The 26,049-nt window shown below is 67.5% G+C and carries 28 protein-coding genes and 1 pseudogene; 19 read left to right on the top strand and 10 right to left on the bottom strand.

What is annotated here, in order from left to right:
- Window positions 1-14 precede the first annotated feature (14 nt).
- Genes ACWDTD_RS00970 through cofG form a run of 3 tightly spaced genes read left to right on the top strand, consistent with a single transcriptional unit; the run spans window position 15 to window position 3,924 of the window.
- Window positions 15-1,154, top strand: coding sequence for an FO synthase (locus tag ACWDTD_RS00970; protein WP_449745186.1), 1,140 nt, complete (start codon window positions 15-17; stop codon window positions 1,152-1,154).
- On the top strand, window positions 1,151-2,665 hold the full coding sequence (locus ACWDTD_RS00965) for a flavin-containing monooxygenase (RefSeq protein WP_449745185.1): 1,515 nt from the start codon (window positions 1,151-1,153) through the stop codon (window positions 2,663-2,665). Before ACWDTD_RS00970 ends, ACWDTD_RS00965 begins: the two co-directional genes overlap by 4 nt.
- Window positions 2,656-3,924 carry a 7,8-didemethyl-8-hydroxy-5-deazariboflavin synthase CofG gene (cofG, locus tag ACWDTD_RS00960; RefSeq protein ID WP_449745184.1) on the top strand — a complete coding sequence of 423 codons (1,269 nt, stop codon included), beginning with the start codon at window positions 2,656-2,658 and terminating at the stop codon, window positions 3,922-3,924. Before ACWDTD_RS00965 ends, cofG begins: the two co-directional genes overlap by 10 nt.
- A gap of 269 nt (window positions 3,925-4,193) precedes the next feature.
- Here the strand turns inward: cofG and ACWDTD_RS00955 are convergent, their stop codons facing one another.
- Window positions 4,194-4,562, bottom strand: a complete 369-nt coding sequence (locus tag ACWDTD_RS00955) for a rhodanese-like domain-containing protein (RefSeq protein WP_449745183.1) — start codon at window positions 4,560-4,562, stop codon at window positions 4,194-4,196.
- Window positions 4,563-4,572: 10 nt separating this feature from the next.
- The gene (locus tag ACWDTD_RS00950) at window positions 4,573-5,157 is read right to left on the bottom strand and encodes a cysteine dioxygenase (protein ID WP_449745182.1); all 585 of its coding nucleotides are present in this window, start codon (window positions 5,155-5,157) and stop codon (window positions 4,573-4,575) included.
- Between the two features lie 453 nt (window positions 5,158-5,610).
- Between ACWDTD_RS00950 and fdxA the strand changes: the two genes are divergently transcribed.
- Both fdxA and dapC read left to right on the top strand, forming a co-directional pair.
- The gene (gene fdxA / locus ACWDTD_RS00945; RefSeq protein ID WP_449745181.1) at window positions 5,611-5,943 is read left to right on the top strand and encodes a ferredoxin; all 333 of its coding nucleotides are present in this window, start codon (window positions 5,611-5,613) and stop codon (window positions 5,941-5,943) included.
- A gap of 2 nt (window positions 5,944-5,945) precedes the next feature.
- The gene (gene dapC, locus ACWDTD_RS00940; RefSeq protein ID WP_449745180.1) at window positions 5,946-7,067 is read left to right on the top strand and encodes a succinyldiaminopimelate transaminase; all 1,122 of its coding nucleotides are present in this window, start codon (window positions 5,946-5,948) and stop codon (window positions 7,065-7,067) included.
- 88 nt (window positions 7,068-7,155) lie between these two features.
- On the opposite strand, the gene dapD is transcribed toward dapC, so the two are convergent.
- Together dapD and ACWDTD_RS00930 are read right to left on the bottom strand one after the other, a co-directional pair.
- Window positions 7,156-8,124 carry a 2,3,4,5-tetrahydropyridine-2,6-dicarboxylate N-succinyltransferase gene (dapD, locus tag ACWDTD_RS00935; protein ID WP_449745179.1) on the bottom strand — a complete coding sequence of 323 codons (969 nt, stop codon included), beginning with the start codon at window positions 8,122-8,124 and terminating at the stop codon, window positions 7,156-7,158.
- A 78-nt stretch (window positions 8,125-8,202) separates the two neighbouring features.
- On the bottom strand, window positions 8,203-8,487 hold the full coding sequence (locus tag ACWDTD_RS00930) for a hypothetical protein (RefSeq protein ID WP_449745178.1): 285 nt from the start codon (window positions 8,485-8,487) through the stop codon (window positions 8,203-8,205).
- Between the two features lie 120 nt (window positions 8,488-8,607).
- Between ACWDTD_RS00930 and ACWDTD_RS00925 the strand changes: the two genes are divergently transcribed.
- On the top strand, window positions 8,608-9,309 hold the full coding sequence (locus ACWDTD_RS00925; protein WP_449745177.1) for a helix-turn-helix domain-containing protein: 702 nt from the start codon (window positions 8,608-8,610) through the stop codon (window positions 9,307-9,309).
- On the opposite strand, the gene ACWDTD_RS00920 is transcribed toward ACWDTD_RS00925, so the two are convergent.
- Window positions 9,291-9,692 carry a VOC family protein gene (locus ACWDTD_RS00920; RefSeq protein ID WP_449745176.1) on the bottom strand — a complete coding sequence of 134 codons (402 nt, stop codon included), beginning with the start codon at window positions 9,690-9,692 and terminating at the stop codon, window positions 9,291-9,293. The genes ACWDTD_RS00925 and ACWDTD_RS00920 overlap by 19 nt on opposite strands.
- Before the next feature lie 227 nt (window positions 9,693-9,919).
- On the opposite strand from ACWDTD_RS00920, the gene ACWDTD_RS00915 reads away from it, so the two are divergent.
- The 10 genes and pseudogenes from ACWDTD_RS00915 to ACWDTD_RS00870 all read left to right on the top strand — a co-directional run bounded on the left by ACWDTD_RS00915 (window position 9,920) and on the right by ACWDTD_RS00870 (window position 18,475).
- Entirely contained in the window at window positions 9,920-10,432 is a 513-nt protein-coding gene (locus ACWDTD_RS00915) for a DM13 domain-containing protein (protein WP_449745470.1), read from the top strand.
- Between the two features lie 129 nt (window positions 10,433-10,561).
- A complete protein-coding gene (gene dapE, locus ACWDTD_RS00910; RefSeq protein WP_449745175.1) occupies window positions 10,562-11,671 on the top strand; it encodes a succinyl-diaminopimelate desuccinylase in 1,110 nt (369 codons plus the stop codon).
- Window positions 11,672-11,811: 140 nt separating this feature from the next.
- Window positions 11,812-12,570, top strand: a complete 759-nt coding sequence (locus ACWDTD_RS00905) for an LOG family protein (RefSeq protein ID WP_449745174.1) — start codon at window positions 11,812-11,814, stop codon at window positions 12,568-12,570.
- Window positions 12,567-13,103, top strand: coding sequence for an LOG family protein (locus tag ACWDTD_RS00900; RefSeq protein ID WP_449745173.1), 537 nt, complete (start codon window positions 12,567-12,569; stop codon window positions 13,101-13,103). Before ACWDTD_RS00905 ends, ACWDTD_RS00900 begins: the two co-directional genes overlap by 4 nt.
- Window positions 13,104-13,161: 58 nt before the next feature.
- Window positions 13,162-14,937, top strand: coding sequence for a long-chain-acyl-CoA synthetase (locus tag ACWDTD_RS00895; RefSeq protein ID WP_449745172.1), 1,776 nt, complete (start codon window positions 13,162-13,164; stop codon window positions 14,935-14,937).
- A 47-nt stretch (window positions 14,938-14,984) separates the two neighbouring features.
- The gene (gene folP / locus ACWDTD_RS00890) at window positions 14,985-15,860 is read left to right on the top strand and encodes a dihydropteroate synthase (RefSeq protein WP_449745171.1); all 876 of its coding nucleotides are present in this window, start codon (window positions 14,985-14,987) and stop codon (window positions 15,858-15,860) included.
- A complete protein-coding gene (locus ACWDTD_RS00885) occupies window positions 15,857-16,900 on the top strand; it encodes a glucosyl-3-phosphoglycerate synthase (protein ID WP_449745170.1) in 1,044 nt (347 codons plus the stop codon). The genes folP and ACWDTD_RS00885 overlap by 4 nt, the downstream gene beginning before the upstream one ends.
- 73 nt (window positions 16,901-16,973) lie before the next feature.
- A pseudogene (locus tag ACWDTD_RS00880) lies at window positions 16,974-17,258 on the top strand (DivIVA domain-containing protein); the annotation flags it as partial.
- Window positions 17,259-17,417: 159 nt separating this feature from the next.
- On the top strand, window positions 17,418-17,585 hold the full coding sequence (locus ACWDTD_RS00875; RefSeq protein ID WP_449745169.1) for a DUF3117 domain-containing protein: 168 nt from the start codon (window positions 17,418-17,420) through the stop codon (window positions 17,583-17,585).
- Window positions 17,582-18,475, top strand: a complete 894-nt coding sequence (locus ACWDTD_RS00870; protein ID WP_449745469.1) for a putative RNA methyltransferase — start codon at window positions 17,582-17,584, stop codon at window positions 18,473-18,475. The genes ACWDTD_RS00875 and ACWDTD_RS00870 overlap by 4 nt, the downstream gene beginning before the upstream one ends.
- Here the strand turns inward: ACWDTD_RS00870 and glgA are convergent.
- Window positions 18,454-19,620, bottom strand: coding sequence for a glycogen synthase (gene glgA / locus ACWDTD_RS00865; RefSeq protein WP_449745168.1), 1,167 nt, complete (start codon window positions 19,618-19,620; stop codon window positions 18,454-18,456). The genes ACWDTD_RS00870 and glgA overlap by 22 nt on opposite strands.
- Window positions 19,621-19,754: 134 nt before the next feature.
- Here glgA and glgC point away from each other — a divergent pair, with 134 nt between their 5' ends.
- On the top strand, window positions 19,755-20,969 hold the full coding sequence (glgC, locus tag ACWDTD_RS00860; RefSeq protein WP_449745167.1) for a glucose-1-phosphate adenylyltransferase: 1,215 nt from the start codon (window positions 19,755-19,757) through the stop codon (window positions 20,967-20,969).
- A gap of 9 nt (window positions 20,970-20,978) precedes the next feature.
- Here the strand turns inward: glgC and ACWDTD_RS00855 are convergent, their stop codons facing one another.
- From ACWDTD_RS00855 to cofD, 3 genes are read right to left on the bottom strand one after another with little or no spacing between them, the layout of a single operon-like run.
- On the bottom strand, window positions 20,979-21,578 hold the full coding sequence (locus tag ACWDTD_RS00855) for an NUDIX domain-containing protein (protein WP_449745166.1): 600 nt from the start codon (window positions 21,576-21,578) through the stop codon (window positions 20,979-20,981).
- Window positions 21,575-22,924, bottom strand: coding sequence for a coenzyme F420-0:L-glutamate ligase (locus ACWDTD_RS00850; protein ID WP_449745165.1), 1,350 nt, complete (start codon window positions 22,922-22,924; stop codon window positions 21,575-21,577). The genes ACWDTD_RS00855 and ACWDTD_RS00850 overlap by 4 nt, the downstream gene beginning before the upstream one ends.
- Window positions 22,918-23,970 carry a 2-phospho-L-lactate transferase gene (gene cofD / locus ACWDTD_RS00845; protein ID WP_449745164.1) on the bottom strand — a complete coding sequence of 351 codons (1,053 nt, stop codon included), beginning with the start codon at window positions 23,968-23,970 and terminating at the stop codon, window positions 22,918-22,920. The genes ACWDTD_RS00850 and cofD overlap by 7 nt, the downstream gene beginning before the upstream one ends.
- Window positions 23,971-24,557: 587 nt before the next feature.
- Here cofD and ACWDTD_RS00840 point away from each other — a divergent pair.
- Window positions 24,558-24,815 (top strand): WhiB family transcriptional regulator, encoded by a 258-nt coding sequence (locus tag ACWDTD_RS00840; RefSeq protein WP_449745468.1) that lies wholly within the window; start codon window positions 24,558-24,560, stop codon window positions 24,813-24,815.
- 37 nt (window positions 24,816-24,852) lie between these two features.
- Here the strand turns inward: ACWDTD_RS00840 and ACWDTD_RS00835 are convergent, their stop codons facing one another.
- Window positions 24,853-25,365, bottom strand: coding sequence for a metallopeptidase family protein (locus ACWDTD_RS00835; protein WP_449745163.1), 513 nt, complete (start codon window positions 25,363-25,365; stop codon window positions 24,853-24,855).
- A gap of 126 nt (window positions 25,366-25,491) precedes the next feature.
- Here ACWDTD_RS00835 and ACWDTD_RS00830 point away from each other — a divergent pair, with 126 nt between their 5' ends.
- Window positions 25,492-26,031, top strand: a complete 540-nt coding sequence (locus ACWDTD_RS00830) for a DUF3499 domain-containing protein (protein WP_449745162.1) — start codon at window positions 25,492-25,494, stop codon at window positions 26,029-26,031.
- The last annotated feature ends 18 nt before the right edge of the window (window positions 26,032-26,049 follow it).

The following is a 26,049-nucleotide window of genomic DNA, read 5'->3' as shown; positions in this document are numbered from 1 at the left end:
TTAGAGTGGCACCCATGGTGTTGCGCGCGTGGGCGGACGACCGCCCCGCCCCGATCGGACAGGTGACCACCGCTCTCGCACGAGTGCGCGGCGATGCCGCGTCGGTGACCGATCACGACTGGGTGGCGCTGCTCGGGGCACGAGGCGACGAACTCGACGAACTGTGTGCCCTGGCCGACGCCGCGCGGGCCACCGCCACCGACCCCGATGTGCTCACCTTCGTGGTCAATCGCAACCTGGACACCGCCGTCGTCGCCCGGCGCGAGGCCGATCCGTCGCTGGAGGACCTCGTTGCCGAGGCGGCCGCAATCGGCGCCACCGAGATCTGCATGCAGGGACCCGTCCCCGACGACGCTCCGGTCGACGAGTACCTGCGTCTCGTGGCCCGCATCCACGGCGTCGCCCCAGAGCTGCACGTGCACGCATTTCGCCCGCCGGAGGTGCGTGACGCCGCGGCCCGGATGCGGATCACGGTGTCCGAGTTCCTGATTCGTGCCCGCGATGCGGGACTGGGTTCGGTGCCCGGTACCGCCGCGCAGATCCTCGACGACGAGGTGCGTAGCGCACTGCACCCCACCGGGACGCCGGCGCCGGTGAGTGACTGGGTGGACACCATCGAGTCGGCTCACCGAGCAGGACTGTTTTCCACCGCGACGATGTTGTACGGCCATGTGGAGACTCCCGAGCAGCAGGTGGCGCATCTGCGGCTGTTGTGTGCGATTCAGGCCCGCACCGGCGGCTTCAGCGAACTCATCCTGATGCCGATGCTGCCGGGGAACGCGCCGCCGCACCTGGCCGACGCCGCAACGCACCGGGTGTCGCGGCGGGAGACCCGCGCGGTGCATGCGGTGGCGCGATTGCTCACCCTGGGCCGGTTCAACCACCTGCAGGCGGCGTGGCCCAAGCTCGATGCCGAGGAGGTGACCGACGTGCTGCGCGGTGGCGCCGACGACATCGGCGGACTGCTGCTCGACGGTCGGCTCTCACCGGAGTCGGGGCAGGAGGCGGGCCGCACGCTGGGTGTCGAGCAACTCGTCGGCATCGCCGACTCGGTGGGCCGCACCCCGCGGCAACGCACCACGCGATACGAGACGCTCCCTGCGGAGCGGTGTATCCCGTTGCCGGACAGCGATGTTGCCGGAGCGCGGCGGTGACCGTCGCGGGGAGCGGTCGGCGGTCGGGACCAGCCGACGTCGATGTGGTCATCGTCGGTGCCGGTTTCGCCGGGATCGGCATGGCGACGATGCTGGCCCGACGTGGTCGCGAGTCGTTCCTCGTCCTCGAACGCGCCGGCGAGGTCGGCGGTACGTGGCGTGACAACACCTACCCCGGCATCGCGTGTGACATTCCCGCCCACCTCTACTCCTTCTCCTTCCGCCCTCCCGCCGATTGGACGTCGGTGTATCCGAGTGGCCAGGAGATCAAGCACTATCTCGAGCAGACCGTCGAGGCCGAAGGTGTGTCGGAATCGATACGGTTCGGTTGTGAATTGCGCAGGGCCATGTGGAATTCCAGCGACCATCGGTGGGTGCTCGAGACCGGTGCGGGAACAATTTTGGCGCGCATTCTGATCCTGGCCGTCGGACGACTCTCCGAACCGCATATCCCCGAGATCGAGGGACTCGACACGTTCACGGGTGAGGTGGTGCACACCGCGGCGTGGCGTCCCGAGCTCGGTCTGGACGGTGCGCGGATCGGCGTGGTCGGCAGCGGTGCGTCGGCCGTGCAGGTGACGCCCCACCTGGCCGCACAAGCCGATGAACTGGTGATCTTCTCGCGGACGCCCCCGTACGTCGTGCCCCGTGAGGACCGGGTCTACTCCGCCGCGGAACGTGCCGAGTATCTCGATCCCGTTGTGGCTCAGGACATTCGCGATCAGATGCTTCGCGACGCAGACACCGCGTTCCGGCAGCGCCTCGGCCTGCGACCCGATATCGACGAGATCCGCGAGCGCGCGGCGGGTCACCTGGACCAACAGATCCGCGACCCTGCGTTGCGCGCGATCCTGACTCCCGACTACGAGATCGGATGCAAACGCATCCTGCTCAGCGACGACTTCTACCCGACCCTGCTCCGTGACAACGTGGTGTTCGAGCCGAGTGCGCTGGAGTCGGTGACCGAGTGCAAGGCCCGGGCGTCGAGCGGGCACGGCTACGAGCTCGATGTGCTGGTGCTCGCAACCGGTTTCGAGGCGGCGCGGCCGCCGGTCGCCGGCAGGGTGGTCGGCCGAGATGGCGTCGTACTCGCCGACCACTGGTCGCAGGGGATGACTTCCTATGCCTCGACGGTGGTCAGCGGTTTCCCCAATATGTTCGTCCTCGACGGGCCCAATGCCGCGCTCGGCCACAATTCGGCGATCTACATGATCGAGACACAACTCGGGTACGTGCTCGGCGCGCTCGACGCCCTCGCCGAACCGGGCGTGCTCGCTCTCGAGGTCACCGCGGAGGCCGAGGCCGCCTACACCGCCGAGATCGACGAGCGCAGCGCTTCCACGGTGTGGCTCACCGGCTGTGACAGTTGGTATGTCGATCCCGAAAGCGGCAGGCTGACCCTCCTGTGGCCTGGTACGGCCGTCTCGTTCCGGGAACGCAACGGCACGTTCGACCCTGGACCGTTCCTGATGGACACCGTTTCCGACGACGAGGAGGGGAGATGTCGGTGAGTGCATCGGTGAGTGTGGCCGACGCGATCGATGCCGCGCGCGGCACACGCGAAGGTGGTGGCGCCCGCCTCGGTACCTCCGAGGTGGCGGCACTGTTGTCGGCATCGGGTGACGACCTGCGGGAGGTGGCGTCGATCGCGTCGGCCCTGCGCGACGAGGGCCTCGCAGAGGCGCGGCGTGAACGGCAGATCACTTACTCCCGCAAGGTCTTCGTGCCCCTGACCCGGTTGTGCCGGGACCGGTGCCACTACTGCACTTTCGTCACCGTCCCGGGAAAGCTCGCCCGTAGCGGGGAGGGCATGTATCTCGATCTCGACCAGGTGGTGGGCATTGCCCGCCAGGGTGCCGCGCTCGGTTGTAAGGAGGCGCTGTTCACGCTGGGTGACCGGCCCGAGGACCGGTGGCCGCAGGCGGCCGAATGGCTTGGCGCACGCGGCTATTCGTCGACGCTGGATTATGTGCGCGCGGCCGCGGTGGCGGTGCTGGAGGACACCGGTCTGTTGCCGCATCTGAATCCGGGGGTGATGAGTGCGGCCGAGATGACGGGTCTGCGTCCGGTGGCGCCGTCGATGGGCATGATGCTCGAGACCACCGCGCGCAGGCTGTTCACCGACCGCGGCGAGCCCCATTACGGCAGCCCGGACAAGGATCCGATGGTGCGGATGCAGGTGCTGCGCGACGCCGGGGATCTCGCCATCCCATTCACCACCGGAATCCTGGTGGGCATCGGTGAATCCCTCACCGAGCGTGCCGAATCGCTGCTCGCGCTGGCCGATGTGGCACGGGCCGGTGGACACATCCAAGAGGTGATCGTGCAGAACTTCCGGGCGAAGCCGGACACCGCGATGCGCGGCACCCCGGACGCGGAGATGACCGAATTCCTCGCTGCCGTGGCGGTGGCCCGGATCGTGCTGGGTCCGCACATGCGGGTCCAGGCCCCGCCGAATCTGGTGTCCGCGGCCGAATGTGCGGCCCTCATCGCATCGGGGATCGACGATTGGGGCGGGGTGTCTCCGCTGACGCCCGACCACGTGAATCCCGAACGGCCGTGGCCCAATCTGGCGGCGCTGGCCGCAATCACCGCCGAGTCCGGCTACCGCCTCACCGAGCGGATCACCGCTCAGCCACCGTATGTGCTCGACCGTGACCACTGGATCGATCCGTCGCTGCACGCCCACGTGGCCGCCCTGAGCGATCCGGTCACCGGCCTGGCCGCCGACACGATTCCCACCGGCCTGCCGTGGCCGGCCGTCGCCTGACGTCGAGCGTGCCCGGATCCGCGTCGAGCGTGCCCGGATTCGCGTCGAGCGTGCCCGCATTCGCGTCGAGCGTGCCCGGATTCGCGTCGAGCGTGCCCGGTGGGGTGGTTTCGACAAGCTCAACCAGCGGGTGGGCGCTCGACCGGCGGGTGGGTGGTTTCGACAAGCTCAACCAGCGGGGGTCGCTCAACCAGCGGGTGGGCGCTCGACCGGCGGGTGGGGGGTTTCGACAAGCTCAACCAGCGGGGGTCGCTCAACCAGCGGGGGGCTCAGGTGTTCTGTGCCAGCACTGCCTGATAGCCGCCTACCAGGTCGGTTGCGCGGTGTAGGCCCAACTGCTGCAACGCCGCCGCCGCCAGACTCGAGCTGTAGCCCTCCGAACACAGGATGATCCAGCGCACGTCGTGGTCGACGGCCTCCGGGATACGCGCGTCGCTGGCCGGGTCCAACCGCCATTCGAGCACGTTGCGCTCCACGACAAGCGCCCCCGGATACTCGCCTTCGCGGGCTCGCTGGGCGGCGGGACGGATGTCGACGAGGTAGGCCCCGTCGTCGAGTTCACCGGCGAGATCGCCGACGCTCACGCGCTCGAGGCTCTCTCGGGCGGTGAGCAGCAGATCGTTGATCGTCATGGGCATGTCCGCCAGACTATTCCGGTTCGTCGGTGAGCTCGGTGCGCGTACGTCGCAGCGACCTCGAGTCGGTGACCTCGTAGAACGACATCGCGGTCAGTGGCGGTGAATACGCGTGGACGCTCAGTGTGGGTCCGTGGACCGTGCCGGGACTCGCCTGCACCGCTGCCGACCCCGACACCCCACGTAACGGTGGCGCACTCGCGTGGTGCTGCACATCGTGAACCCATCCGAGCGGAAAGGCTGCCTGGTCGCCGGCGGACAGCACGCGCAGCGCCAGATCGTCGCCGGTCCACCGATATTCGCGCAATGCACCCGACAGCACGGTGAGCGCGCCGAGAGAACCCGCGTGGTCGTGCAGGTCGGTCGAACGGTCCGGCGTCCAGCTGATCAGCCAGACGTCGAGATCGTCGTTGGACTCGAGGCGGGTGGACCAGCGTTCCACGGGGTCCCACTCGTGCGGCAAGAGGTGGTCGTAACGGCCGTCGAGCACATCGGCCACACCTTGATCGGTGACGCGTAACAGGTCGGCGGGACGCAGACGGGTGGGCAGGCTACCGCTTCGAGCGGATGGTCGGGTCGGATCGAGTGTTGAGGTCATGGTTTCTCCCGGTCGGATCGGCGTCAGGACGGTGGAAGGTCACTGCCGCCGACAACGCTCGATGGCCAGCAGCGCCGGCAGCGCGACACTGCGTCGGGGGAGAAGGAGACGCGCACTCACGCGACACAGGATGCGCTCACGCACGAGGAGAGGCGAGAGTTGTCGTCACGCTGACCGCAACTCGCCTGCGTCCCAGCGGGGTCGGTCGGAGCCGGGGCCGGCAGGTGTGATCTTCGTCGTCATCGGGCCATCCGCCCGGGGCGGGTGTCGATCCGGGCCACACCGACGATTACCCTTGAGTACGCATGTGCGCCGAACCCGTGGGTGGGGGACTGACGAACTCGGTGCGGGTGTGGCGCGACAGCCCCGCGCCGAGACCGGTCGCACCGTGGGAGCGTGTTGACGCTTCGCCGCCGGCGCGACGGGTACGAGCTCGTTGTAGTGAAGGAGATTGTGGTGACGTACATCATCGCGGAGCCTTGCGTGGATGTCCTGGACAAGGCCTGCGTCGAGGAATGCCCGGTGGACTGCATTTACGAGGGTGCACGGATGCTCTACATCCAGCCCGACGAATGCGTCGACTGTGGTGCCTGCGAACCGGTGTGTCCGGTGGAAGCGATCTTCTACGAGGACGACGTCCCCGACGAGTGGGAACCCTATGTGAGTGCGAACGCCGACTTCTTCGACGAGCTGGGTTCGCCCGGCGGTGCCGCCAAGACAGGCAAGGTGGACTACGACGCACCGTTGATCAAGGCACTGCCGCCCATGGGTGAGGGCGAGGACTGACTTTGTCGGTCCGGCGCCGCCGTATCAGCACGCTCCTGCCCGATTTCCCCTGGGACACTCTCACCGAGGCCAAATCGGTGGCGGCCGCACACGTGGGCGGCATCGTCGACCTGTCCGTGGGCACGCCGATCGACGATGTCGATGCGGGTATCCGGGACGCGCTCTACGAGTCGTCGGCCTTTCCCGGTTACCCGACGACGGTGGGTACCGCAGAACTACGTGGTGCCGCCGCCGACGCGCTGTCGCGTCGCTACGGGGCCACCGGACTCGACGAGGATTCCATCCTGCCGGTGATCGGTACCAAGGAGGCGATCGCCGGTCTCGCGTCCACTCTCGGGGTCGGGGCCGGCGACACCGTGGTGATTCCCGAGGTCGCCTACCCCACGTACGAGGTGAGCGCGCTGCTGGCCGGGGCCACTCCGGTGCGCGCCGACTCAACCGTGCAACTCGGTCCGGTGCGCGGGCGCACCGCGCCCGCCCTGATGTTCGTCAACTCGCCGTCCAACCCGACCGGGCGCGTGCTCGGCGTCGACCATCTCCGCAAGGTCGTCGAGTGGGCGCGCGACCACGACACCGTGGTCGCATCCGACGAGTGCTATCTCGGCCTGGCCTGGGACACCGAGGCGGTCTCGATTCTCGATCCGCGGGTCACCGACGGTGATCACACGGGAGTGCTCGCCATTCATTCGCTCTCGAAGATCTCCAACCTCGCGTCCTATCGCGCGGGATTCTTCGCCGGCGATCGAGAGCTGATCTCGGAACTGCTTGCGGTGCGCAAGCACGCCGGGCTGATCGTGCCGTACCCGGTGCAGGCCGCGATGACCGCAGCCCTGCGCGACGACGTCCACGTCGACGCCCAGCGTGAGCGTTATCGGGCGCGTCGCATGCGGCTGCTCGACGCGGTGCGCGGTGCGGGGTTCCGGGTGGATCACTCCGAGGCCGGCCTGTACCTGTGGGCCACTCGCGGCGAGGGGTGCCGCGACACCGTGGCGTGGCTGGCGCAACGCGGGATTCTGGTGGCTCCGGGCGACTTCTACGGACCACGCGGCGCCGAGCATGTGCGTTTCGCGCTCACCGCCACCGACGAGCGCATCGACGCGGCAGCGCAGCGACTCGCCGACTGAACCGGTCGCCGCCGTCCCGCGTCACGACCCAAGAAAATTGCCGGTTGACGCGGCCATCGCGCGTCAACCGGCAACTTCCGGGATCTGATCAGTCGTTCTTGTGCAGCGCCGCGTTGAGCGCGATGCCGTCACCCTTCCACGGCCGCACCTCGATCGCCCCGGTCATGCTGTTGCGGCGGAACAGCAGATTCGACTGCCCGGAGAGTTCCCGTGCCTTCACCGCCGACCCATCGGGTCCGGTCACCTTGGTGCCGGCCGTGACATACAGGCCCGCCTCGATAACGCAGTCGTCGCCCAGCGCGATGCCGCATCCCGAGTTGGCGCCAAGCAGGCATCGCTTGCCGAGCGAGATGACCTCCTTGCCGCCGCCGGACAAGGTGCCCATGGTCGAGGCGCCGCCGCCGATGTCAGAGCCGTCGCCCACCACGACACCCGCCGACACGCGTCCCTCGATCATCGACGACCCGAGCGTCCCGGCGTTGTAGTTGACGAACCCCTCATGCATCACCGTGGTACCCGCCGCGAGATGAGCACCCAGCCGCACACGGTCGGCATCACCGATCCGCACCCCGCCCGGTGCGACGTAGTCGACCATGCGGGGGAACTTGTCGATGCTGTACACCGTCACGTGGCCGCGCGACCGCAGTCGGCCGCGCACCTTCTCGAATCCCTCCACCGGGCACGGTCCGTGATTGGTCCACACGACATTTGCCAGCAAGCCGAAGATGCCGTCGAGATTCGCCGCGTGCGGCTTCACCAGACGGTGCGAGATCAGGTGCAGGCGCAGGTACACGTCGTAGGCGTCGACGGGAGGTTCGCCGAGATCGGCGATGGTGGTCTGCACCGCCACGGTCTTCACGCCACGCACGGCGTCGGCACCCACCAGCGCGGTCAGCTCCGACGGCGTCTCGTCCCCGGAGAGGACCCTGGTGTCGGAGGTCGAGTGGGTACCGAGTTCGGGCTCGGGATACCAGACGTCGAGAACCACACCCGGGTCGTTCGAGCCACCGTTGGTGACGGTGGCGATACCGGTCGCGAAAGCACCAATCGTAGTCACGGGCGACGAGTCTACCGGCGCCACCGGACCGCCAACGTGTCAGTCCGCGACACGACGTGCACTACTCGGCCGTGCCGGTCAGGCCACCTCGTGCCGGTACTCGTCGAGGTAGTGCTGTTCCTCTGTCGGCGTCATATCGGGGACCAGTGCGCCGTGGTGCATCCGCCTGGTCATCACGGTGATCATCGCGATCCCGATGCTCAACACGACGATCGCCACTATTCCGGCGACCAGAGCGGCACCACCGTGACCCAAGGCCAGGGCGACGAGCGCGACCGGTGCGGCGATGAAGCCGAAGAGTGTGAGGACGAAACCCGCAACAGCGACGGGATGTTGTCCATTGGTTTCCGAATGAGCGGACATGTGATCATCTCCTCAGAGTCGACGATCCGCTACCTCCATTATCGGCGCGCGCGAGTGTGTCCGGAGAGGGACTTTCGTCCCGCGTGACAGGGCAGTTCCCCCCACGCAATACTGAAGCGGATGACTGCCGGAAGCGGGACACGGGTGACGCTTTGGCGTGCCGCCACCCCGCCCGGCGACGCGGTGATTCTGCCCGACGGCTGCATGGATGTGATCTGGACCGGCGACACGCTGCTCATCGCAGGCCCCGACACCGTCCCCAACGTGTTCTCCAGCGCGATCCGACGCGACATCGTGGGCCTACGATTCGCTCCCGGCCACGCGCCGGGTCTGCTGGGACATCCCGCGTCCCGATTCACAGATCTGCGGGTACCCGCCGCCGACATCTGGCCGACCACCCGGGTGCGGCGCTGGTCGGACATGCTGGCGGAGTCCGACGATCCCGCCGCGACGCTACGGACGCTCTGTGCCGGCTGCACTCACGATGGCGTTCCGCTCGCAATCGATGCCCTGGTCTCGATGCTCGGTCAGGGCATCCCCGTGGCCGACTGCGCCGAGGCATTGGGTGTCACACCACGCACCCTGCACCGAATGTCGTTGCAGTCCTTCGGATACGGCCCCAAGACCCTGGCGCGGGTACTGCGGATGCGTGCAGCGATGAGACTGATCGGCGGCCGTCCGCTCTCCGACGTCGCCGCGGACGCCGGATACGCCGACTATTCGCACATGCACCGGGAGTTCAGTGAGCTCGCCGGCGCGCCGCCGCCCGCATTCGCCGTGAGCGTGAAGCCGGCCGGGACACGTCAGCCCAGCGGGGCATAAAGGTCCACCGGGTTCCCGTCCGGATCGCTGATCACCGCGTACCGCTGACCCCACACGGCGTCGAAGGGTTCGCGCACCGAGCCGTATCCCTGCGACGCCAGGTCGTGATGCCAGGCGTCCACGGCAGCGGGACTGCCACACTCGAATGCCAGCGCCGCGCGGTGGCCACCGGACGGATCGGTCCAGTCCGGCATGAACGACTCCACCACGTCACGGGTGTCGAACATGATGCGCATGCCGGCCGCGGTGGTCTCGACATGTGGTGCCCCAGCGGCTTCCGCCTCGAATCGCAGGCCGAGGCGGGTGTAGAAGGCAACGGTCGCGCCCATGTCGGCGACGACGAACGACAGCGCGTTGAGAACAGGGTGCTCGGGGGTGGTCATGCCTGCCAAGCTACGGCGCCGGTACGGCGGTGTCTTGAATGTTTCGGACACAACGGTTCCCGGGGCGGTTCCCGCACCGCAGGCGCGGTGAGGTCGAGCCGGACATGGGTGACGATGTCATTCGACCGGTCGATCGGTCCTGGTCGCGGCCACGTCGATGTCCGTAATGTCGGGTCATGGCCGACAACCGGATGTCCGCGCGACGACCTCGCCGTCGTCTCCGCTGGATCGTCGGCGGGGGCGCTGTGATCATTGTGGCCGCCGCAATCGTCGCGGCCGCGGTGTTCAAGCCGTGGCTGATCTTCGTCCACACCCGGGTCGACGACGTCGTACCCGTGGCGGTGCCGTCGGCATCGGTGACTCCCGGCGGTGACACGCCCGCCGGACCCGTGGTGATCTCACGCGGCGCACTGATCAGTCACGAGCACGATACGTCGGGCATGGTGTCGGTCATCGAAAAGCCGGACGGATCCAGGGTTCTCGCGATCGAAGATCTCGACACCACCACCGGGCCGGACGTTCACGTCTGGTTGTCGGCGGCCGAGGTGATCGAAGGCCTGCGCGGCTGGCGCACCGCGGCGAACGCGCCGCACGTCGACCTCGGTCAGATCAAGGGCAACCGCGGCAACCAGGTCTATGCGATTCCCGCCGACGTCGACCAATCGCGCTACCCCGCGGTGTTCCTGTGGTGCGAGCAATTCAGCGTGTCCTTCGGTGCGGCCGACATGCGGCCGGTGTGACCCTGCTGCCACCACCGGCCGCGGGCGCGGTTCGTCTCGCTGCCGAGAACCCACCATCGACATGCCGGGATGGTCGACCCGGAACCTGGGAGGCGTCGACCACTGAGTGCCCCGGGATAGATTGACGGTGTGAGCATCGCCGAGAAAGCCGTCCTCGACCTGCACGCCGATCCGGTCGACCTGACCGCGGCGCTGGTCGACATCGCGTCGGAATCACGCGACGAGGCGGCGATCGCGGACGCGGTCGAGGACGCGTTGCGCCGCCAGACCACCGGATTCGAGATTCTCCGCCACGGTAACCGGGTGTTGGCGCGCACCGATCGCGGCAAGCCGAGCCGGGTGATTCTCGCCGGCCATCTCGACACCGTGCCGGTGGCGGGCAATCTGCCGCACCGGCGCACCACCGACCCCGACGAGGGCGACGTGCTACATGGCTGCGGCACCGTCGACATGAAATCCGGCGACGCGGTGTTCGCGCACCTGGCGGCCACCCTCACCGAACCCGCGCACGATCTGACGCTGATCTTCTACGACTGCGAGGAGATCGCCGCGGAGTACAACGGCCTCGGTGTCATCGAACGGGAACTACCCGACTGGCTGGCGGGCGACGTCGCGATTCTCGGTGAACCGACCGCCGGGCAGATCGAGGCGGGTTGTCAGGGGACCCTGCGGGTGCGGCTCACCGCGTCCGGTACCCGAGCGCACTCGGCCCGATCATGGATGGGCGACAACGCAATTCACAAACTCGACACCGTTCTCGGCACGCTGCAGCGCTACTCGCCGCGCCGGGTCGACATCGACGGATGCGAGTACCGCGAGGGCTTGTCGGCGGTACGGATCGGCGGCGGGGTGGCGGGCAATGTGGTGCCCGATGCGGCGTGGGTCGACGTCAACTTCCGCTTCGCCCCAGACCGTAGCGTCGAGACCGCCCTCGACCATGTTCGCGAGGTGTTCGCGGGCGACCTCGACACCGGCCGGATCACCATGGAACTCACCGATTCGGCGCCCGGTGCACTGCCGGGCCTGCGCCACCCCGCCGCGGCCGCCCTCGTGGACGCCGCCGGCGGACGATTCCGGGCGAAGTACGGCTGGACGGACGTCTCGCGGTTCTCCGCACTCGGCATTCCCGCGGTCAACCTCGGTCCGGGTGACCCGAGCCTCGCCCACCGCGTCGACGAGCGGGTGCCCACCGCCCAGATCACCGAGGTCGCCGAACTGCTGCGCTCCTACCTGTCCTGATCGCCCCGTCCTGATCACCCTGTCCTGATCGCCCTGTCCTGGCAGCCCTGTCCTCACGCATCAGACCACACACGCAGATCGGACCCCGGCGATTCGCGCGTGCCGGGATTCGGGTGCGCCAGCTTGCTAGCGTGACCAGCATGTCGTCCGACCCGCCCGAATTCTTCGGCACGCCCCAGTCCGTGCACGCACCCACCGACGCCGAGACCAAGGATCGGCGGCTGCTCGAATGGGTCGATCCACGCGACAAGCAGTTGCGCACCGAACGCACCATGCGTGACTCGTGGCGGGTGCTGCGCATCCAATCGGAATTCGTCGCCGGGTTCGACGCGATGAGCGACGTGGCCGAGGCGGTCACCGTGTTCGGGTCGGCGCGTATCGCGCCCGATACACCCGAATACGACCTCGCGGTGGAACTCGGTAGGGCACTGGGGGAAGCGGGCTACGCGGTGATCACCGGCGGTGGTCCGGGGGTGATGGAGGCAGCCAATCGTGGTGCGGCACAGACTCCCTCGCGGTCCATCGGGCTCAACATCGAGCTTCCCTTCGAGCAGCACATCAATCCGTGGGTCGATCTCGGCATGAACTTCCGGTACTTCTTCGTCCGCAAGACGATGTTCGTGAAGTACGCGCAGGCCTTCGTCTGCCTGCCGGGAGGTTTCGGCACCCTCGACGAACTGTTCGAGGCGCTCACCCTGGTGCAGACGAAGAAGGTGGTGCGCTTTCCGATCGTGCTGATCGGGTGTGACCACTGGGGCGGCCTCGTCGACTGGATGCGTGACCGGCTCCTCGCCACCGGGATGGTCTCGGCCGGCGACCTGGATCTCCTCCATGTGGTGGACACGCCGCAGGAGGCCGTGCAGATAGTGGTGGAGTCGTCGCGGGTGCGCGATCGATGACCGCGATCTGTGTGTACTGCGCGTCGGGTCCGGTTGATCGATCGTTCCTCGACCTCGCCGCCGAACTGGGCACCGCCATCGGGTCCGGTGGCCACACGCTGGTGTCCGGCGGCGGCAACATCTCCATGATGGGCGCGGTCGCCGAGGCCACCAGGGCTGCGGGCGGGCGGACCGTCGGCATCATCCCGCGCGCGCTGATGGAACGCGAGGTGGCCGATCTCGGGGCCGACGAGTTGGTGGTCACCGAGACGATGCGGCAGCGCAAGCAGCTCATGGACGAGCGCGCCGACGCGTTCATCACCCTGCCCGGCGGAATCGGCACGCTCGAAGAGCTCTTCGAGACGTGGACGGCGGGCTACCTCGGCATGCACACCAAACCGGTGATCCTGCTCGACCCGATCGACTTCTACCTTCCACTGCTCACGTGGCTGCAGGGCCTGGTACCTGCGGGTTTCGTGGCTGCGAGATCCCTGGAGAGACTGCTGACCGCCGATTCGGTGGAGGGTGCCATCGCACTTGCTACTGGCCGGTAAGATGTGTTCCACGCAACTGTCATGGTGAGTGTGTTGCTCAGGGTGGAGGGAAAATTCGATGTCAGGTGGCGCACCGAAAGTCGTCGGTATCTCAGACCTCGTCAAGGGCGTGGTCAAGATGGCGCCCGACGCGTACGGGATGGTCAAGCATGCCCCCGGACTGATCCGGCGCCCACCGGACGCCAAGCGCACCATCGGTTCGATCTTCGAGAAGCGCGCCGCCGACCACCCCGAACGTCCGTTCATCCGGTTCGAGGGCAAGACCACCACCTACGGCGAGGCCAACCGCACCGTCAACCGCTACGCGGCGGCGCTCACCGACAACGGTGTGGGCAAGGGTGATGTGGTGGCGCTGGTGTCACGCAACTGCCCCACCGACCTGATGCTGATGCTGGCCACCGTGAAACTCGGCGCGATCGCCGGGATGATCAACTACAACCAACGCGGCAATGTGCTCGAACACAGCCTCAAGCTGCTCGGCGCCCGCGTGCTGGTGCACGATCCCGAATCGGCGGAGGCGCTCGACTCGATCGATTCCGCGGCACTGCCCGAGCGGGTCTTCGACTTCGCCGCCTTCGACAAGGAAGCCGACGGCAAGCCCGAGACGAACCCCTCGATCACCGCGACCCTGCCGGCATCCACCGAGGCGTTCTATATCTTCACCTCCGGCACCACCGGGTTGCCCAAGGCCAGCGTCATGAGTCACAACCGTTGGCTTGCAAGCCTTTCCGGTATCGGCGGGCTTGCGGTGCGGCTCAAGCACAACGACACCATGTACGTGCCGCTGCCGCTGTACCACAACAACGCGCTGTCGGTGTCGCTGTCGTCGGTCCTCGCCGCGGGCGCCTGCTTCGCCATCGGCAAGCAGTTCTCCGCGTCGAAGTTCTGGGACGAGGTGATCCTCAACCGGGCGACCGCCTTCTGCTACATCGGTGAACTGTGCCGGTACCTGCTCGCGCAGCCGGAGAAGCCCACCGACCGTCAGCACTCGGTGCGCTTGGCCGTGGGCAACGGGATGCGCCCCGACATCTGGGACGAATTCCAGGAACGTTTCGGGATCGACCGGATCGTGGAGTTCTACGGGGCCAGCGAACTCAACCTCGTCTTCGTCAACGCCTTCAGCGCCGAACGCACCGCCGGATTCTGTCCGCTGCCCTACGCCATCGTCGAATACGACGAGGACGGCGAACCCAAACGCAACGACAAGGGCCGACTGACCAAGGTCAAGCGCGGAGGGGTGGGCCTGCTGGTCTCGGGCATCAACGACAGGGTGCCGATCGACGGTTACACCGATTCGGCCGAGACCGAGAAGAAGATCATCCGCAACGCCTTCAAGGACGGTGACGAATGGTTCAACTCCGGGGATCTGGTGCGCGACCAGGGCTTCTCGCACATCGCCTTCGTCGACCGTCTCGGCGACACCTTCCGGTGGAAGGGTGAGAACGTCGCCACCTCGGAGGTGGAGGCCGGACTCGACGGCTTCGACTCCGTCACCCAGTCGGTGGTCTACGGGGTGGAGGTGCCCCGCACCGACGGCCGGGCCGGGATGGGTGCGGTCACGCTGCACGACGGCGAGAAACTCGACGGCAAGGCGCTGGCCGATCACCTTTACGAGGTGATGCCGACCTACGCGATCCCGCTGTTCATCCGCGTCGTCGATCAGTTGGAGGCGACCTCGACGTTCAAGAACCTCAAGACCGAACTCCGCAAGCAGGGCTACAGCGATGTAGATGACGATGCGTTGTACGTGCTGCGGGGACGAGAGGAGGGTTACGTCGAGTTCTACGACGACTATGCCGAGGACGTCGCCAAGGCGCGGGTGCCCAAGAACTGAATCCCCGTCGCTGCACGCAGTGCACGGCGATCGTTAGGCTGGCCCGCATGAACGCGACGTTGTGCGGCCGCCCGGTCGCGGCCGATCGTGCGCTGGTCATGGCCATCGTCAATCGCACCCCGGACTCGTTCTACGACCGTGGCGCCGCGTTCACCGACGAGGCCGCGCAGACACGGGTGGTGCAGGTCGTCGCCGAGGGCGCCGACATCGTCGACATCGGCGGAGTGAAGGCCGGTCCCGGCCGGGAAGTCGATGCGGCCACCGAGATCGCCCGGGTGATCCCCATGATCGGCTGGATACGCGACACGTTTCCCGACCTGCTGATCAGCGTCGACACGTGGCGCGCGGAGGTTGCCGACGAGGCATGCGCCGCCGGGGCCGACCTCATCAACGACACGTGGGCCGGAACCGACCCCGACCTGGTGAAGGTCGCGGCCGTGCGCGGAGCGGGCATCGTGTGCTCGCACACCGGCGGCGCGGTGGTGCGCACTCGTCCGCATCGAGTGGCCTACGGCGATCACGTCGACGACGTGGTGCGCGATGTCATCGAGTCGGTGACCTCCGCGGCTCGGGCGGCAGAGGCCGCTGGAGTGCGCCGTGATGCGATCGTTATTGATCCGACGCACGATTTTGGTAAGAACACCCATCACGGTTTGGCTCTGTTACGCCACGTAAAAGATCTTGTTAATACCGGCTGGCCTGTGTTGATGGCGCTCAGCAACAAGGACTTCGTGGGGGAGACTCTGGGTGTGGGCCTCGACGAACGAGTAGAGGGGACACTGGCCGCGACAGCGCTGAGCGCCGAACATGGTGCGAGGATCTTCCGCGTCCACGAAGTCGCCGCCACCCGTCGTGTGGTCGACATGGTCGCTGCCATAGCGGGAACACGACCTCCCGCCCGAACAGTCAGGGGACTCGCATGACCGATCAGGCACGTCGAACCCATCCGCGCCACAGGGCGACCGCAGCCAACAACCGGGACAGGACCGCCATGTGGCCCGCACCCGCCGACTCGCTCGGTGAGGATCGCGAATGGTCGCAGACCCACACGTGGGAACAACCGGACTGGACCATCGACGAACTCGTCGCAGCCAAGGACGGGCGGACCGTGTCGGTGGTCCTGCCCGCGCTGAACGAAGAGGAGACCGTCGCCGACGTCATCGCCACGATCCGCCCGCTGCTGGGCACGCTGGTCGACGAACTCATCGTTCTCGACTCGGGCTCCACCGACGCCACCGCCGAGCGCGCGCTGGCCGCCGGTGCGCAGGTGATCTCGCGTGAGGAGGCGGTACCCGAACTCGAGCCGGTGAAGGGGAAGGGCGAGGTGCTGTGGCGCTCGATCGCCGCAGTGACCGGCGACATCATCGCGTTCGTCGACTCCGACCTCATCGACCCCGACCCGATGTTCGTGCCGAAGATGCTGGGTCCGCTGTTGATCAACCCCGAGATCCACCTCGTCAAGGGCTACTACCGGCGCCCGCTGCGCACCGGTGGCACCCAGGACGCCAACGGCGGAGGACGCGTCACCGAACTCGTCGCGCGGCCGCTGCTCGCGTCGCAGAAGCCGGAACTCACCGCAGTCCTGCAGCCGCTCGGCGGCGAGTACGCCGGTACCCGTGAATTGCTCTCCGCGGTTCCGTTCGCACCCGGTTACGGCGTCGAGATCGGCCTGCTCATCGACACCTACGACCGCTACGGCCTCAACGGGATCGGACAGGTGAACCTCGGCGTCCGCACCCACCGCAATCGTCCGCTCATCGAACTCGGCGTGATGAGTCGGCAGATCGTGGGAACGCTCATGCGCCGGTGCGGGATCGAGGATTCCGGAACCGGGCTCACCCAGTTCACCGCGGAGCCCGACGGTACTTTCACCCCGCACACCACCGAGGTGTACCTCGAGGACCGGCCGCCGATGAACACCCTCCGCGTCATCGAATCCGACGACGCGGAGATGGCCAGCTAGACCTACCGCCGCCGACCGGATCGAGCCGCCACGGCCCGATCCGGTCGGCGTGACGTCCGCATACACTCGTCTCATGCAGACGTTGTTGCTCTACCTGCTGATCATGGCCGTCGTGGTGGTGGCGGTGTTCGCTGCCGCGTGGTTCGTGTTCGGCCGCGGCGAAGATCTGCCTCCCCTCGACAAGGACACCACCCTCACGCGTCTGCCGGCCGCGGGGATCAGCGGCCGCGACGTCCGCGAGCTGATGTTCGCCCAAACACTGCGCGGGTACCGGCAGAGTGAGGTCGACTGGGTTCTCGACCGGCTCGCCACCGAGATCGACGATTTGCGCACGCTCGTTCACAACCTTCAGGAGAGGGCCGACGCGGACGCCCGTGATTGACACACCGCCCGGGTGGGCGGGCCGGTTGGGGTGAACACGTATCATTGTCATGGCGGCACGCCCGTTGTCACGCCCGGCGTCGGCTGGTGAAGATCAGCATGGGCCGGTGAGGAACAGTCTGAAGGGAGTTCGCGCATGGCGGCAATGAAGCCACGAACTGGGGATGGCCCCCTCGAAGCGGCCAAGGAAGGGCGTGGAATCGTTGTCCGCATTCCGATCGAAGGTGGCGGACGCCTCGTGGTGGAACTGACCGCCGACGAGGCCAGCGCACTGGGTGAGGAACTGCGCGGAGTCACCAGCTGACCTCGATCGCCGCTCTCGGCGATCTGCTCGACATTCTGCGTTGCCCGATCTGCGGTGCGCCGGTCTCCCTGGAGAAATCAGCGCTGCGCTGTGGTGGCGGGCACTCATTCGACATCGCTCGTCAGGGGTACGTGTCGCTGCTCGACGGGCGGCCGATGTCGATGCGTTCTGATACCGCCGACATGGTCGCCGCCCGTGTCCGCGTGCACCGGGCGGGGGTTCTCGACGGCGTCGTGGCGGGCGTCGGCGAGATCGGCGCGGACTGGCGGCAGGCGTCGAGTGGCCGCCCGATCATCGTGGATCTCGGCTCCGGCCCTGGCCATTATCTTCATGCCGCTCTCGCGCACGCGCCCGCGGACGCGCGCGGACTGGGCATCGACCTCTCCAAGTACTGCGCGCGCACCCTCGCGCGCACCGTCGACCGGGCGGCGGCAGTGGTTGCCGACGTCTGGCGGAGGCTGCCACTGGCCGACGGGATCGCCACTGAGGTGTTGTCGGTTTTCGCTCCGCGCAACGTGTCCGAGACCCTCCGGATCCTCGCGCCCGGCGGCATCTGGGTGATCGTCACGCCCCGGCGCGACCATCTCGCCGAACTCATCGAGCCGATGGGAATGCTGAGCATCGCCACCGACAAGGCCGAGCAGGTGGCCGAGGCCGTCGCTCCCGCTTTCGAGGTGATCGACCACAGGGAGATCGTGTACCGCCACGATTGCGATGCGCAGGTGATCGGCGACCTCGTCGGCATGGGGCCGTCCGCGTTTCACCGAACCACACGCGAGATCGCTGATGCCGCAGCGGCATTGACCAACGGAGGCACTACAGCGCTACCGGTCACCGTCGCCGTGACCGCCACTGTGTGTCGACCCGCTCAGCGCATCGACGCCTCGTAGACCGCGACCGTCTGCTCGGCGATGCTCGACCAGGAGAACTCGGCCTGTGCACGTTCGCGCCCCGCAGCGCCCATCGCCGCAGCGCCCGCCGGATCCCCGACGACCGCGTTGACCGACTCGGCCAGGCCGCGTTCGAACGACACCGGGTCGGCCGGGTTGTAGGGCACCAGACGTCCGGTGACGCCGTCACGCACCACCTCCGGGATGCCACCCACTTCCGACGCAACCACCGCGGTGGCGCAGGCCATCGCCTCGAGGTTGACGATGCCCAACGGTTCGTACACCGACGGGCACACGAAAACTGTTGCCGCACTCAGTATTTCCCTGATGCGGGGGAGTGGTAGCATTTCCCGCACCCAGAACACACCGGCACGCGTCGCCGACAGTTGCGCCACGGCCGCCTCGATCTCGGCGCCGATCTCCGGCGTGTCGGGGGCGCCCGCGCACAACACCAACTGCACATCCGGATCGAAATGATGCGCGGCGGCCACCAGGTGCGCAACGCCCTTCTGGCGAGTGATCCGCCCGACAAAGGCCGCGATCGGCCGATCCGGGTCCACGCCGAGACGAACGAGCGCCGAGTCCGGGCCGAACGGCTCGTCCACCGGGAACCACGCGGTGGTGTCGATGCCGTTGCGCACCACGTGCACCCGGTCGGGATCGAGTCGCGGATAGGTGTCGCAGACGTCGGTGCGCATACCCGAACTGACCGCGATCACGGCGTTGGCGTTTTCCACGGCATTACGCTCGGCCCAGCTCGACACCCGGTACCCGCCACCGAGTTGCTCGGCCTTCCACGGGCGCATCGGTTCGAGCGAATGCGCGGTGAGTACGTGCGGAATGCCATACAGTTCGGCGGCCAGATGGCCGGCGAGGCCGGTGTACCAGGTGTGCGAGTGCGCGACGTCGGCACCGGCGGCGCCGTGGGTCATCCGTAGATCCGTCGAGAGCATCGCCAACGCGGTATTGGCGTCGGCGAGAGCGGGATCGGGTGCGTAGACGAATGCCGTGTCGCGCGGCGCGCCCATGCAGTGGACGTCGACGCTCACGAGATCACGGAGATGCCGGACGAGTTCGGTGACATGGACTCCGGCGCCGCCGTAGACCTCAGGTGGATACTCCCGCGTCATCATCGCCACCTTCATGGCACACGACGCTAGCGGTACGGCGGTCACTTCGCCATCGCAGCGTGCGATCTCGATACCGAACCCACGCAACTATGGCGTTTCGTACTGCTTTTCGTCTGGCCCCGGCCTGGGATGACGGTTAAGTTGGAAGTGTGAGATCGCAGCCGCATGTGCTCGGAATCGTCCTCGCCGGCGGCGAGGGAAAACGCCTCTACCCGTTGACGATGGACCGCGCCAAACCCGCGGTTCCGTTCGGGGGTGCCTACCGACTGATCGACTTCGTGCTGTCCAACCTCGTCAATGCGGGCTACGAACGAATCTGTGTGCTCACGCAATACAAGTCGCATTCACTTGATCGCCATATCTCGCAGACCTGGTGGTCATCGGGGTTTCACGGTGAATACATCACACCGGTGCCCGCACAGCAGCGACTTGGCCCGCGTTGGTACACCGGCAGTGCCGACGCCATCTTCCAGTCGATGAATCTGATCTTCGACGAGAAGCCCGACTACATCGTCGTGTTCGGTGCCGACCACGTGTATCGGATGGATCCCTCACAGATGGTGGAGGCACACATCGCCTCCGGTGCCGACGTGACGGTGGCCGGTATCCGGGTGCCTCGCGCCGAGGCGTCCGCCTTCGGTGTGATCGATTCCGACGACGACGGTCTCATCACCCGCTTCCTCGAGAAGCCCAGTGACCCGCCCGGAACCCCCGACGATCCCGATGCGGCGTTCGCATCGATGGGCAACTACGTGTTCACCACCGACGCACTGGTCGATGCGATCCGCGCCGACGCCGCCGACCCGGACTCCGACCACGACATGGGCGGCGACATCATCCCCGCCTTTGTGGGGCGAGGCACCGCATACGTCTACGACTTCAAGGACAACGAGGTGCCGGGGGCGACCGAACGAGACAAGGGATACTGGCGCGACGTCGGGACGCTCGACGCCTTCTACGACGCCCACATGGACCTGGTGTCGGTGCATCCGGTGTTCAACCTCTACAATCTGCGGTGGCCGATTCGCGGCGAATCACTGAACCTTCCGCCGGCGAAGTTCGTCCAAGGCGGTCACGCGTCGGACTCCGTGGTGGGTGCCGGGTGCATCATCTCGGGCGCCACGGTGACCAACTCGGTGTTGTCGTCGAATGTGGTGATCGAGAACGGTGCCGTGGTGGAGGGCAGCGTGTTGATGCCCGGTGTGCGTATCGGCAAGGGCGCGGTGGTGCGGCACGCGATCCTCGACAAGAACGTGGTGGTCTCCGACGGCGGGCAGGTCGGTGTCGACGTGGAGTCCGATCGTGACCGGTTCGCGGTGAGCGCGGGTGGGGTGGTCACCGTGGGCAAGGGAATCCAGGTCTGAGCGACCGGATCAGTCGTGTCCCATGGGAGCCGGCAGGCTCCGTAACAGCCGTAGTGCGTCGTTGATGAGCGGTGTCACCGTGATCCGATCGGTGTCCGCGGGTAGGCCGTCGACCGGCCACCACTGCAGATCCGTCGACTCGTCGCTGCACACGATCGCGGGTAGCGCGGTGTCGGTGTCGGAAAGTGGTGCGACAGCGGCGAATTGGACGTCCAGATGTCGCGTGGGCACACCGAGTGAGCAAGTGATCGGATGGGTGTGCAGCCGTGCGAGGCCGCCGGTCAGCTCGATGCCGGGATTACCTGATTCCTCCCTCGCCTCCCGGAGTGCGGCGGCGGCGATCGTGTGGTCCTCCGGCTCGCAGTGACCACCGAGCTGCACCCATTTGCCGATGCGGGGGTGCAAGGTCAGCAACACGTGGGTCAGCGAAGGAGTGAAGACCATGGCCGACGCCGTCACGTGACCGGGCACCGACCGGCGAAGGCAGGCATCGGGGGCGGCTGCGAGAAAGGCCAAGTAGGTGTGCCGCAACGAATCCTGTTCGGGGCTCGGCGCGACCCAGGAGGTGAGCAGCTCCACCGTCGAGGAATGCAGCGACGCAGCGGTCATCGTTGCACCAGCCACTGATCCGTCGGCGCCGGATCACGCACCGTGAGTTCGTGGGCCGGGTGGCCGATGGCGACCGCGCCCAACGGTTCCCAGCGGGGATCGACGTCGAGAACACGAGTCACCGTCGCGGGCGCGAAAATGGTCGACCCCACCCAGCAACTGCCCAGCCCCCGAACCGAGAGCGCGACGAGGAGACTGGCCACCGCGCCGCCGGCGGCAACGGTGAACATCGTGTGCTCGGCCGCCGCGCGGCGAGCGTCGGGGTAGGAGTGGGCGCCGTCCGGGGTGAGGAACGGAATCACGAGTTCGGTTGCCTCATAGAGGATGGCGCCCCGTCGAAGCCGCTTCTGGATGGACTCGGCGGACTTGTCGTCGGCTTCCAGATCGGCCCGCCAGTCCGCCGCCATCGCGTCCAGCAATTCCCGTCGCCGTCGGCGATCGCGGACCCAGACCAGTCGCACCGGGTGTGTGTGATGGGGAGCCGGTGCCGTGAGAGCGTCGGCGCATGCGTCGCGCAGATCCTGCGGATCGACCGGTGCGTCGGTGAACGATCGCACCGACCGACGGGTGCGGATGGCCTCACGGCGACCTTGGACGATCGCCTCCTCGGTACCGAGGCGAAACAGATCGTCCTCGGTGGGGCGGACCAGATCGGCCGCGGCGGACCCGTCGTCCACCACGCCGTATCCGCGGATCACCGCCACCGGGATTCCGTCCAGCTTCCCCTTGACCAGATCGGCGGCCGCGGCCATCTCGTCGGCCACGGCGATGTCGGTGACCAGCAACGGATTGCCGTGGCCGTCCACTGCGCCCTCGTACGGGTGGGTCACCGCGATCCCGGCGGCGCCGATCGCCACGTCGGTCTGTCCGGTCCGCCAGGCGCGGCCCATGGTGTCGGTGACGATCACCGCCACCGTCGGCCCGCCCGCAGCGGCGATCGCCTGACGCAGCGATCGGGCGCTGGCGTCGGGGTCGACGGGCAGCAGCGCGATCCGGTCGGTGGGGACGTTGGAGCCGTCGACGCCCGCCGCTGCCTGCACCAGCCCGTTGCGGTTCTCGGTGATCAGGGTGCGGTTGCGCCGGGCCAGCACGCGCACCGACTCCTCGTCGATGAGCCGGCGTCGCAAGGCATCTCGCTTGTCGGGATCGGTCGGTGCGGTGACCATCCGCCCCTCGGTCTTGGAGAACACCTTGCTGGTGACCACCAGGATGTCGCCGTCGTGCAACCACGGTGCGTGGCCGAGGATCTCGGCTGCGAGATCGGAGTCGGTGGTGAACTCGGGCAGTCCGGTGACCGGCAGGATCTCGATCGCGCCATGTGCCCGGTGGTCGGCGATGCTCACCATTGTCCGCCGGCCGCGTGTTCGGGCGTCGCAACGCCGACGAGCGCGCACGCGGCGCGGACCATCCGTGCCGTCGCTGACGCGTCGGTCATCAGCAAGGGGGCCGAACCCACCGTTATCCCGTTCACGTGCGCCTGATCACCGTCGGCCACGAGCCAGCCGTCGAGGATGCCGTTGCCGCTGCGCGCCCCGTAGTGCTCTGCGATCGCAGCCGCCGACGTCTGCACCCCGATCACTGCGAGACACTCGTCGGCCATTCCGCGTAGCGGCCGGTTGTCGATGACCGGGGAGATCCCCACCACCGGCGCCGACGTGGACCGCAGGGCCGCACGCATACCCGGCACGCTGACGATCGCGCCGATGCTCACCACCGGGTTGCTCGGCGCGAGCAACACGATGTCGGCCTCGGCGATCGCGTCGGACACCCCCGGAGCGGTCTGCGTCTCATCCGAACCGACTTGTGCGAAACCGAAAGTGGGGATCTGGGCGCGGTAGCGCACCCACCACTCCTGGAAGTGGATCGCGACCCGTTCGTCCTCGGCGCCGTCGGGTTTGGCCACCACGACGTGCGTCTCATGCCTCTCGTCGGTGGCGGGCAGCAGGCGTACGCCCGGTTGCCAGCGCCGGCACAGCGCCGCGGTGACGTCCGAGAGGCGATAGCCCGCGTCGAGCATCTGCGTGCGGATGAGGTGCGTGGCCAGGTCGCGGTCACCGAGACCGAACCAGTCGGGATCGGCGCCGTAGGCGGCGAGTTCTTCTTTGGCGTGCCAGCTCTCCGCGCGGCGTCCCCAGCCGCGTTCGGGGTCGATACCACCGCCGAGGGTGTACATGCAGGTGTCGAGATCGGGGCAGATGCGTACCCCGTGCATCCAGGCGTCGTCACCGACGTTGACGATCGCGGTGACCTCGTGTGCACTCGCGGGCGAATCCGACGGCGCCCCCTCGTCGGCTGCCTCGACGGCAGGAAACGGTGTCGGGCCGAGTAGTTCGCGGACACCGGTCAGAAATCGTGCGCCGCCGACACCGCCGACGAGTACCGTCACCTTCACCCGACCAACTGTAGTGACTGGTTCCCGAGCCCCTACCACGGACCACGATCCGACCCCGGGCGATCGGGTCAGAATGTGAGAATCCACCCCCCGGCGAACACGCATCGTGTCTTACCGGAGCTCCGGCGTCGGTCGATGGTATTAAGGAATCTTTCGATTCAACTTGACCAGACCCGCGGTGTGCGTGTGTAATCACATCAGTGTCATTCCGGGCTCGAGATCGAGAAGCACTGGCCCGCAAGGGCTTCGATCAATTGTTCGAATCCGGACGGATTGTTCGGACACCATCGGGGTGACCGTCGCGCCGGACACTTGGTGAAGATCGAGAATGTACGGGTATGAGTGGCAGGCGGCAGTGGCGTCGCGATGCACGATGACAGAACGAGAAACGACTTCCCAGGCAGGAGGCGCCGACGATGGCTTTTGACAATGCGATCGGCAATCCCCTTGAACCACAAGACAGTTCCGCATTTGATCCCGAGGATGGTTTGGACTCGATGTTCAGAACCCTTGGGCCGGTTGACGAGTCGCTGATCGGCGGCACCGGAACCATGGACGAGGCCACTGGAGCCCGTCGGCACCTTTCCCTGGTGCCCAACGAATTCGACGATCTCTTCGAAGCGGTCGAGGATCAGTGGCAGGACCGGGCGCTGTGTGCGCAGACCGATCCGGAGGCGTTCTTCCCCGAGAAGGGCGGTTCCACCCGCGAGGCCAAGCGCATCTGTCAGGGGTGTGAGGTGAAGGCCGAATGCCTCGAGTACGCGCTGCACAACGACGAGCGGTTCGGCATCTGGGGCGGGCTCTCCGAGCGTGAGCGTCGCCGCCTCAAGCGCGGGATCATCTGACCCGAACTCGTTGCCCGCGAGGATGCGAGGGTAGGAGTCACTCCGGCCCGCGGTCGACGGTGTCCTCGTCGATGCCGAGGTGGGTGGCCACCTGTTGCACCAGCACCTCGTGGACCAGATCGAGAAGATCGGCGCCGCGTTTGGCCCGGCTCTCCAGCGGGCGCCGGAAGAGAATGATCTGAGCCCGCGTGGGCTGGCCCGCGACATCGATCCCGGCCGGCATCAGGCGCGCCAACGGCACCGCCCCGTCGGCGGTCACCTCTTCGGGCCACTGCACAGTCTCCGGATCCCGCGGCAGCAAACGGGGAATCTCGTCCACCGCAATATCGAGTCCGGCCAACTGCTCGTGCCAGCGGCCGTCGATCTCTGCGAATGCCTCCAGGACGACGGCGTCGAAGTCGTCGGATCTGCTCTGCCAGGCCGGCACACCTTGCGGGAGCAGGGGCGCGCGAAGTCCACGGCCCCGGCGGTCCCGGCGCGTACGACGCGAGACGGCCGTGGTCGGTGACGGATTGCGATCCCGCGCCTGCCGCCGCCGATCGATACGCATGGCGCGAGTGTAGTGGCCACCGCGCCGTCATGTCCGCAAGGCCCGTCCGCAAGCCCCCGTCCGGTGTCGGCGGCAGGCGCGTGTCGCCACCCGTGATCGCCGACACGCCGGGATAACCTCGTGGGCGTGAAGCTTCCCCGACAGTGCTGCCGACCGGGCTGCTCCCGGGCGGCGGTGGCGACCCTGACCTTCGTGTACGCCGAGTCCACGGCGGTCATCGGGCCGCTGGCGACGTCGGATGAACCGCATTCGTGGGATCTGTGCGGCGATCACGCGGCGCGGATCACCGTTCCGCGGGGCTGGCAGATGCTGCGCAGCGAGCGGGGTTTCTCGGCGCCGGTCGCCGAGGACTACGAACTCACCGCGCTCGCCGAAGCGGTTCGCGAGGTCGGGGCCGCCGGTGGCGGCGCTGCCCGTGGTGGCCGGCCGTTCCGCAACTCCGCGGGTCGTCCTGGGGTCGGGTTCGCCGACGGCGGCGGAGCCGGAGCCGACCAGGATTTGTTCGACGAGGTGCAGTCGGGCCGACACCGCTCGACCGGACCCGTGCTCGATTCGCCCCCGGCCGACGGCGGCCGTTCGGGAGGCGGACCGCATCGTTCCGGTGCGGTCAAGCCGCGTCCGGGGCGTCGTGGGCATCTCCGGGTCTTGCCCGACCCCATCGACTGAGACGGCGAGCGTCGTGCA

This window comes from Gordonia sp. NPDC003425 (genome assembly GCF_053588635.1).
Note: the sequence above shows the minus strand (reverse complement) of the source record. Positions and strands in the feature narration are given on the sequence as shown.

What these genes read in the sequence shown, in the direction of transcription:
- ACWDTD_RS00970 (WP_449745186.1), top strand. Translation starts at nt 15, where the DNA reads ATGGTGTTGCGCGCGTGGGCGGACGACCGCCCCGCCCCGATCGGACAG.
- cofG (WP_449745184.1), top strand. Translation starts at nt 2,656, where the DNA reads ATGTCGGTGAGTGCATCGGTGAGTGTGGCCGACGCGATCGATGCCGCG.
- ACWDTD_RS00955 (WP_449745183.1), bottom strand. Translation starts at nt 4,562, where the DNA reads ATGCCCATGACGATCAACGATCTGCTGCTCACCGCCCGAGAGAGCCTC.
- ACWDTD_RS00950 (WP_449745182.1), bottom strand. Translation starts at nt 5,157, where the DNA reads ATGACCTCAACACTCGATCCGACCCGACCATCCGCTCGAAGCGGTAGC.
- ACWDTD_RS00930 (WP_449745178.1), bottom strand. Translation starts at nt 8,487, where the DNA reads ATGTCCGCTCATTCGGAAACCAATGGACAACATCCCGTCGCTGTTGCG.
- ACWDTD_RS00925 (WP_449745177.1), top strand. Translation starts at nt 8,608, where the DNA reads ATGACTGCCGGAAGCGGGACACGGGTGACGCTTTGGCGTGCCGCCACC.
- ACWDTD_RS00920 (WP_449745176.1), bottom strand. Translation starts at nt 9,692, where the DNA reads ATGACCACCCCCGAGCACCCTGTTCTCAACGCGCTGTCGTTCGTCGTC.
- ACWDTD_RS00905 (WP_449745174.1), top strand. Translation starts at nt 11,812, where the DNA reads ATGTCGTCCGACCCGCCCGAATTCTTCGGCACGCCCCAGTCCGTGCAC.
- ACWDTD_RS00900 (WP_449745173.1), top strand. Translation starts at nt 12,567, where the DNA reads ATGACCGCGATCTGTGTGTACTGCGCGTCGGGTCCGGTTGATCGATCG.
- ACWDTD_RS00895 (WP_449745172.1), top strand. Translation starts at nt 13,162, where the DNA reads ATGTCAGGTGGCGCACCGAAAGTCGTCGGTATCTCAGACCTCGTCAAG.
- folP (WP_449745171.1), top strand. Translation starts at nt 14,985, where the DNA reads ATGAACGCGACGTTGTGCGGCCGCCCGGTCGCGGCCGATCGTGCGCTG.
- ACWDTD_RS00885 (WP_449745170.1), top strand. Translation starts at nt 15,857, where the DNA reads ATGACCGATCAGGCACGTCGAACCCATCCGCGCCACAGGGCGACCGCA.
- ACWDTD_RS00875 (WP_449745169.1), top strand. Translation starts at nt 17,418, where the DNA reads ATGGCGGCAATGAAGCCACGAACTGGGGATGGCCCCCTCGAAGCGGCC.
- glgA (WP_449745168.1), bottom strand. Translation starts at nt 19,620, where the DNA reads ATGAAGGTGGCGATGATGACGCGGGAGTATCCACCTGAGGTCTACGGC.
- ACWDTD_RS00855 (WP_449745166.1), bottom strand. Translation starts at nt 21,578, where the DNA reads ATGACCGCTGCGTCGCTGCATTCCTCGACGGTGGAGCTGCTCACCTCC.
- ACWDTD_RS00850 (WP_449745165.1), bottom strand. Translation starts at nt 22,924, where the DNA reads ATGGTGAGCATCGCCGACCACCGGGCACATGGCGCGATCGAGATCCTG.
- ACWDTD_RS00835 (WP_449745163.1), bottom strand. Translation starts at nt 25,365, where the DNA reads ATGCGTATCGATCGGCGGCGGCAGGCGCGGGATCGCAATCCGTCACCG.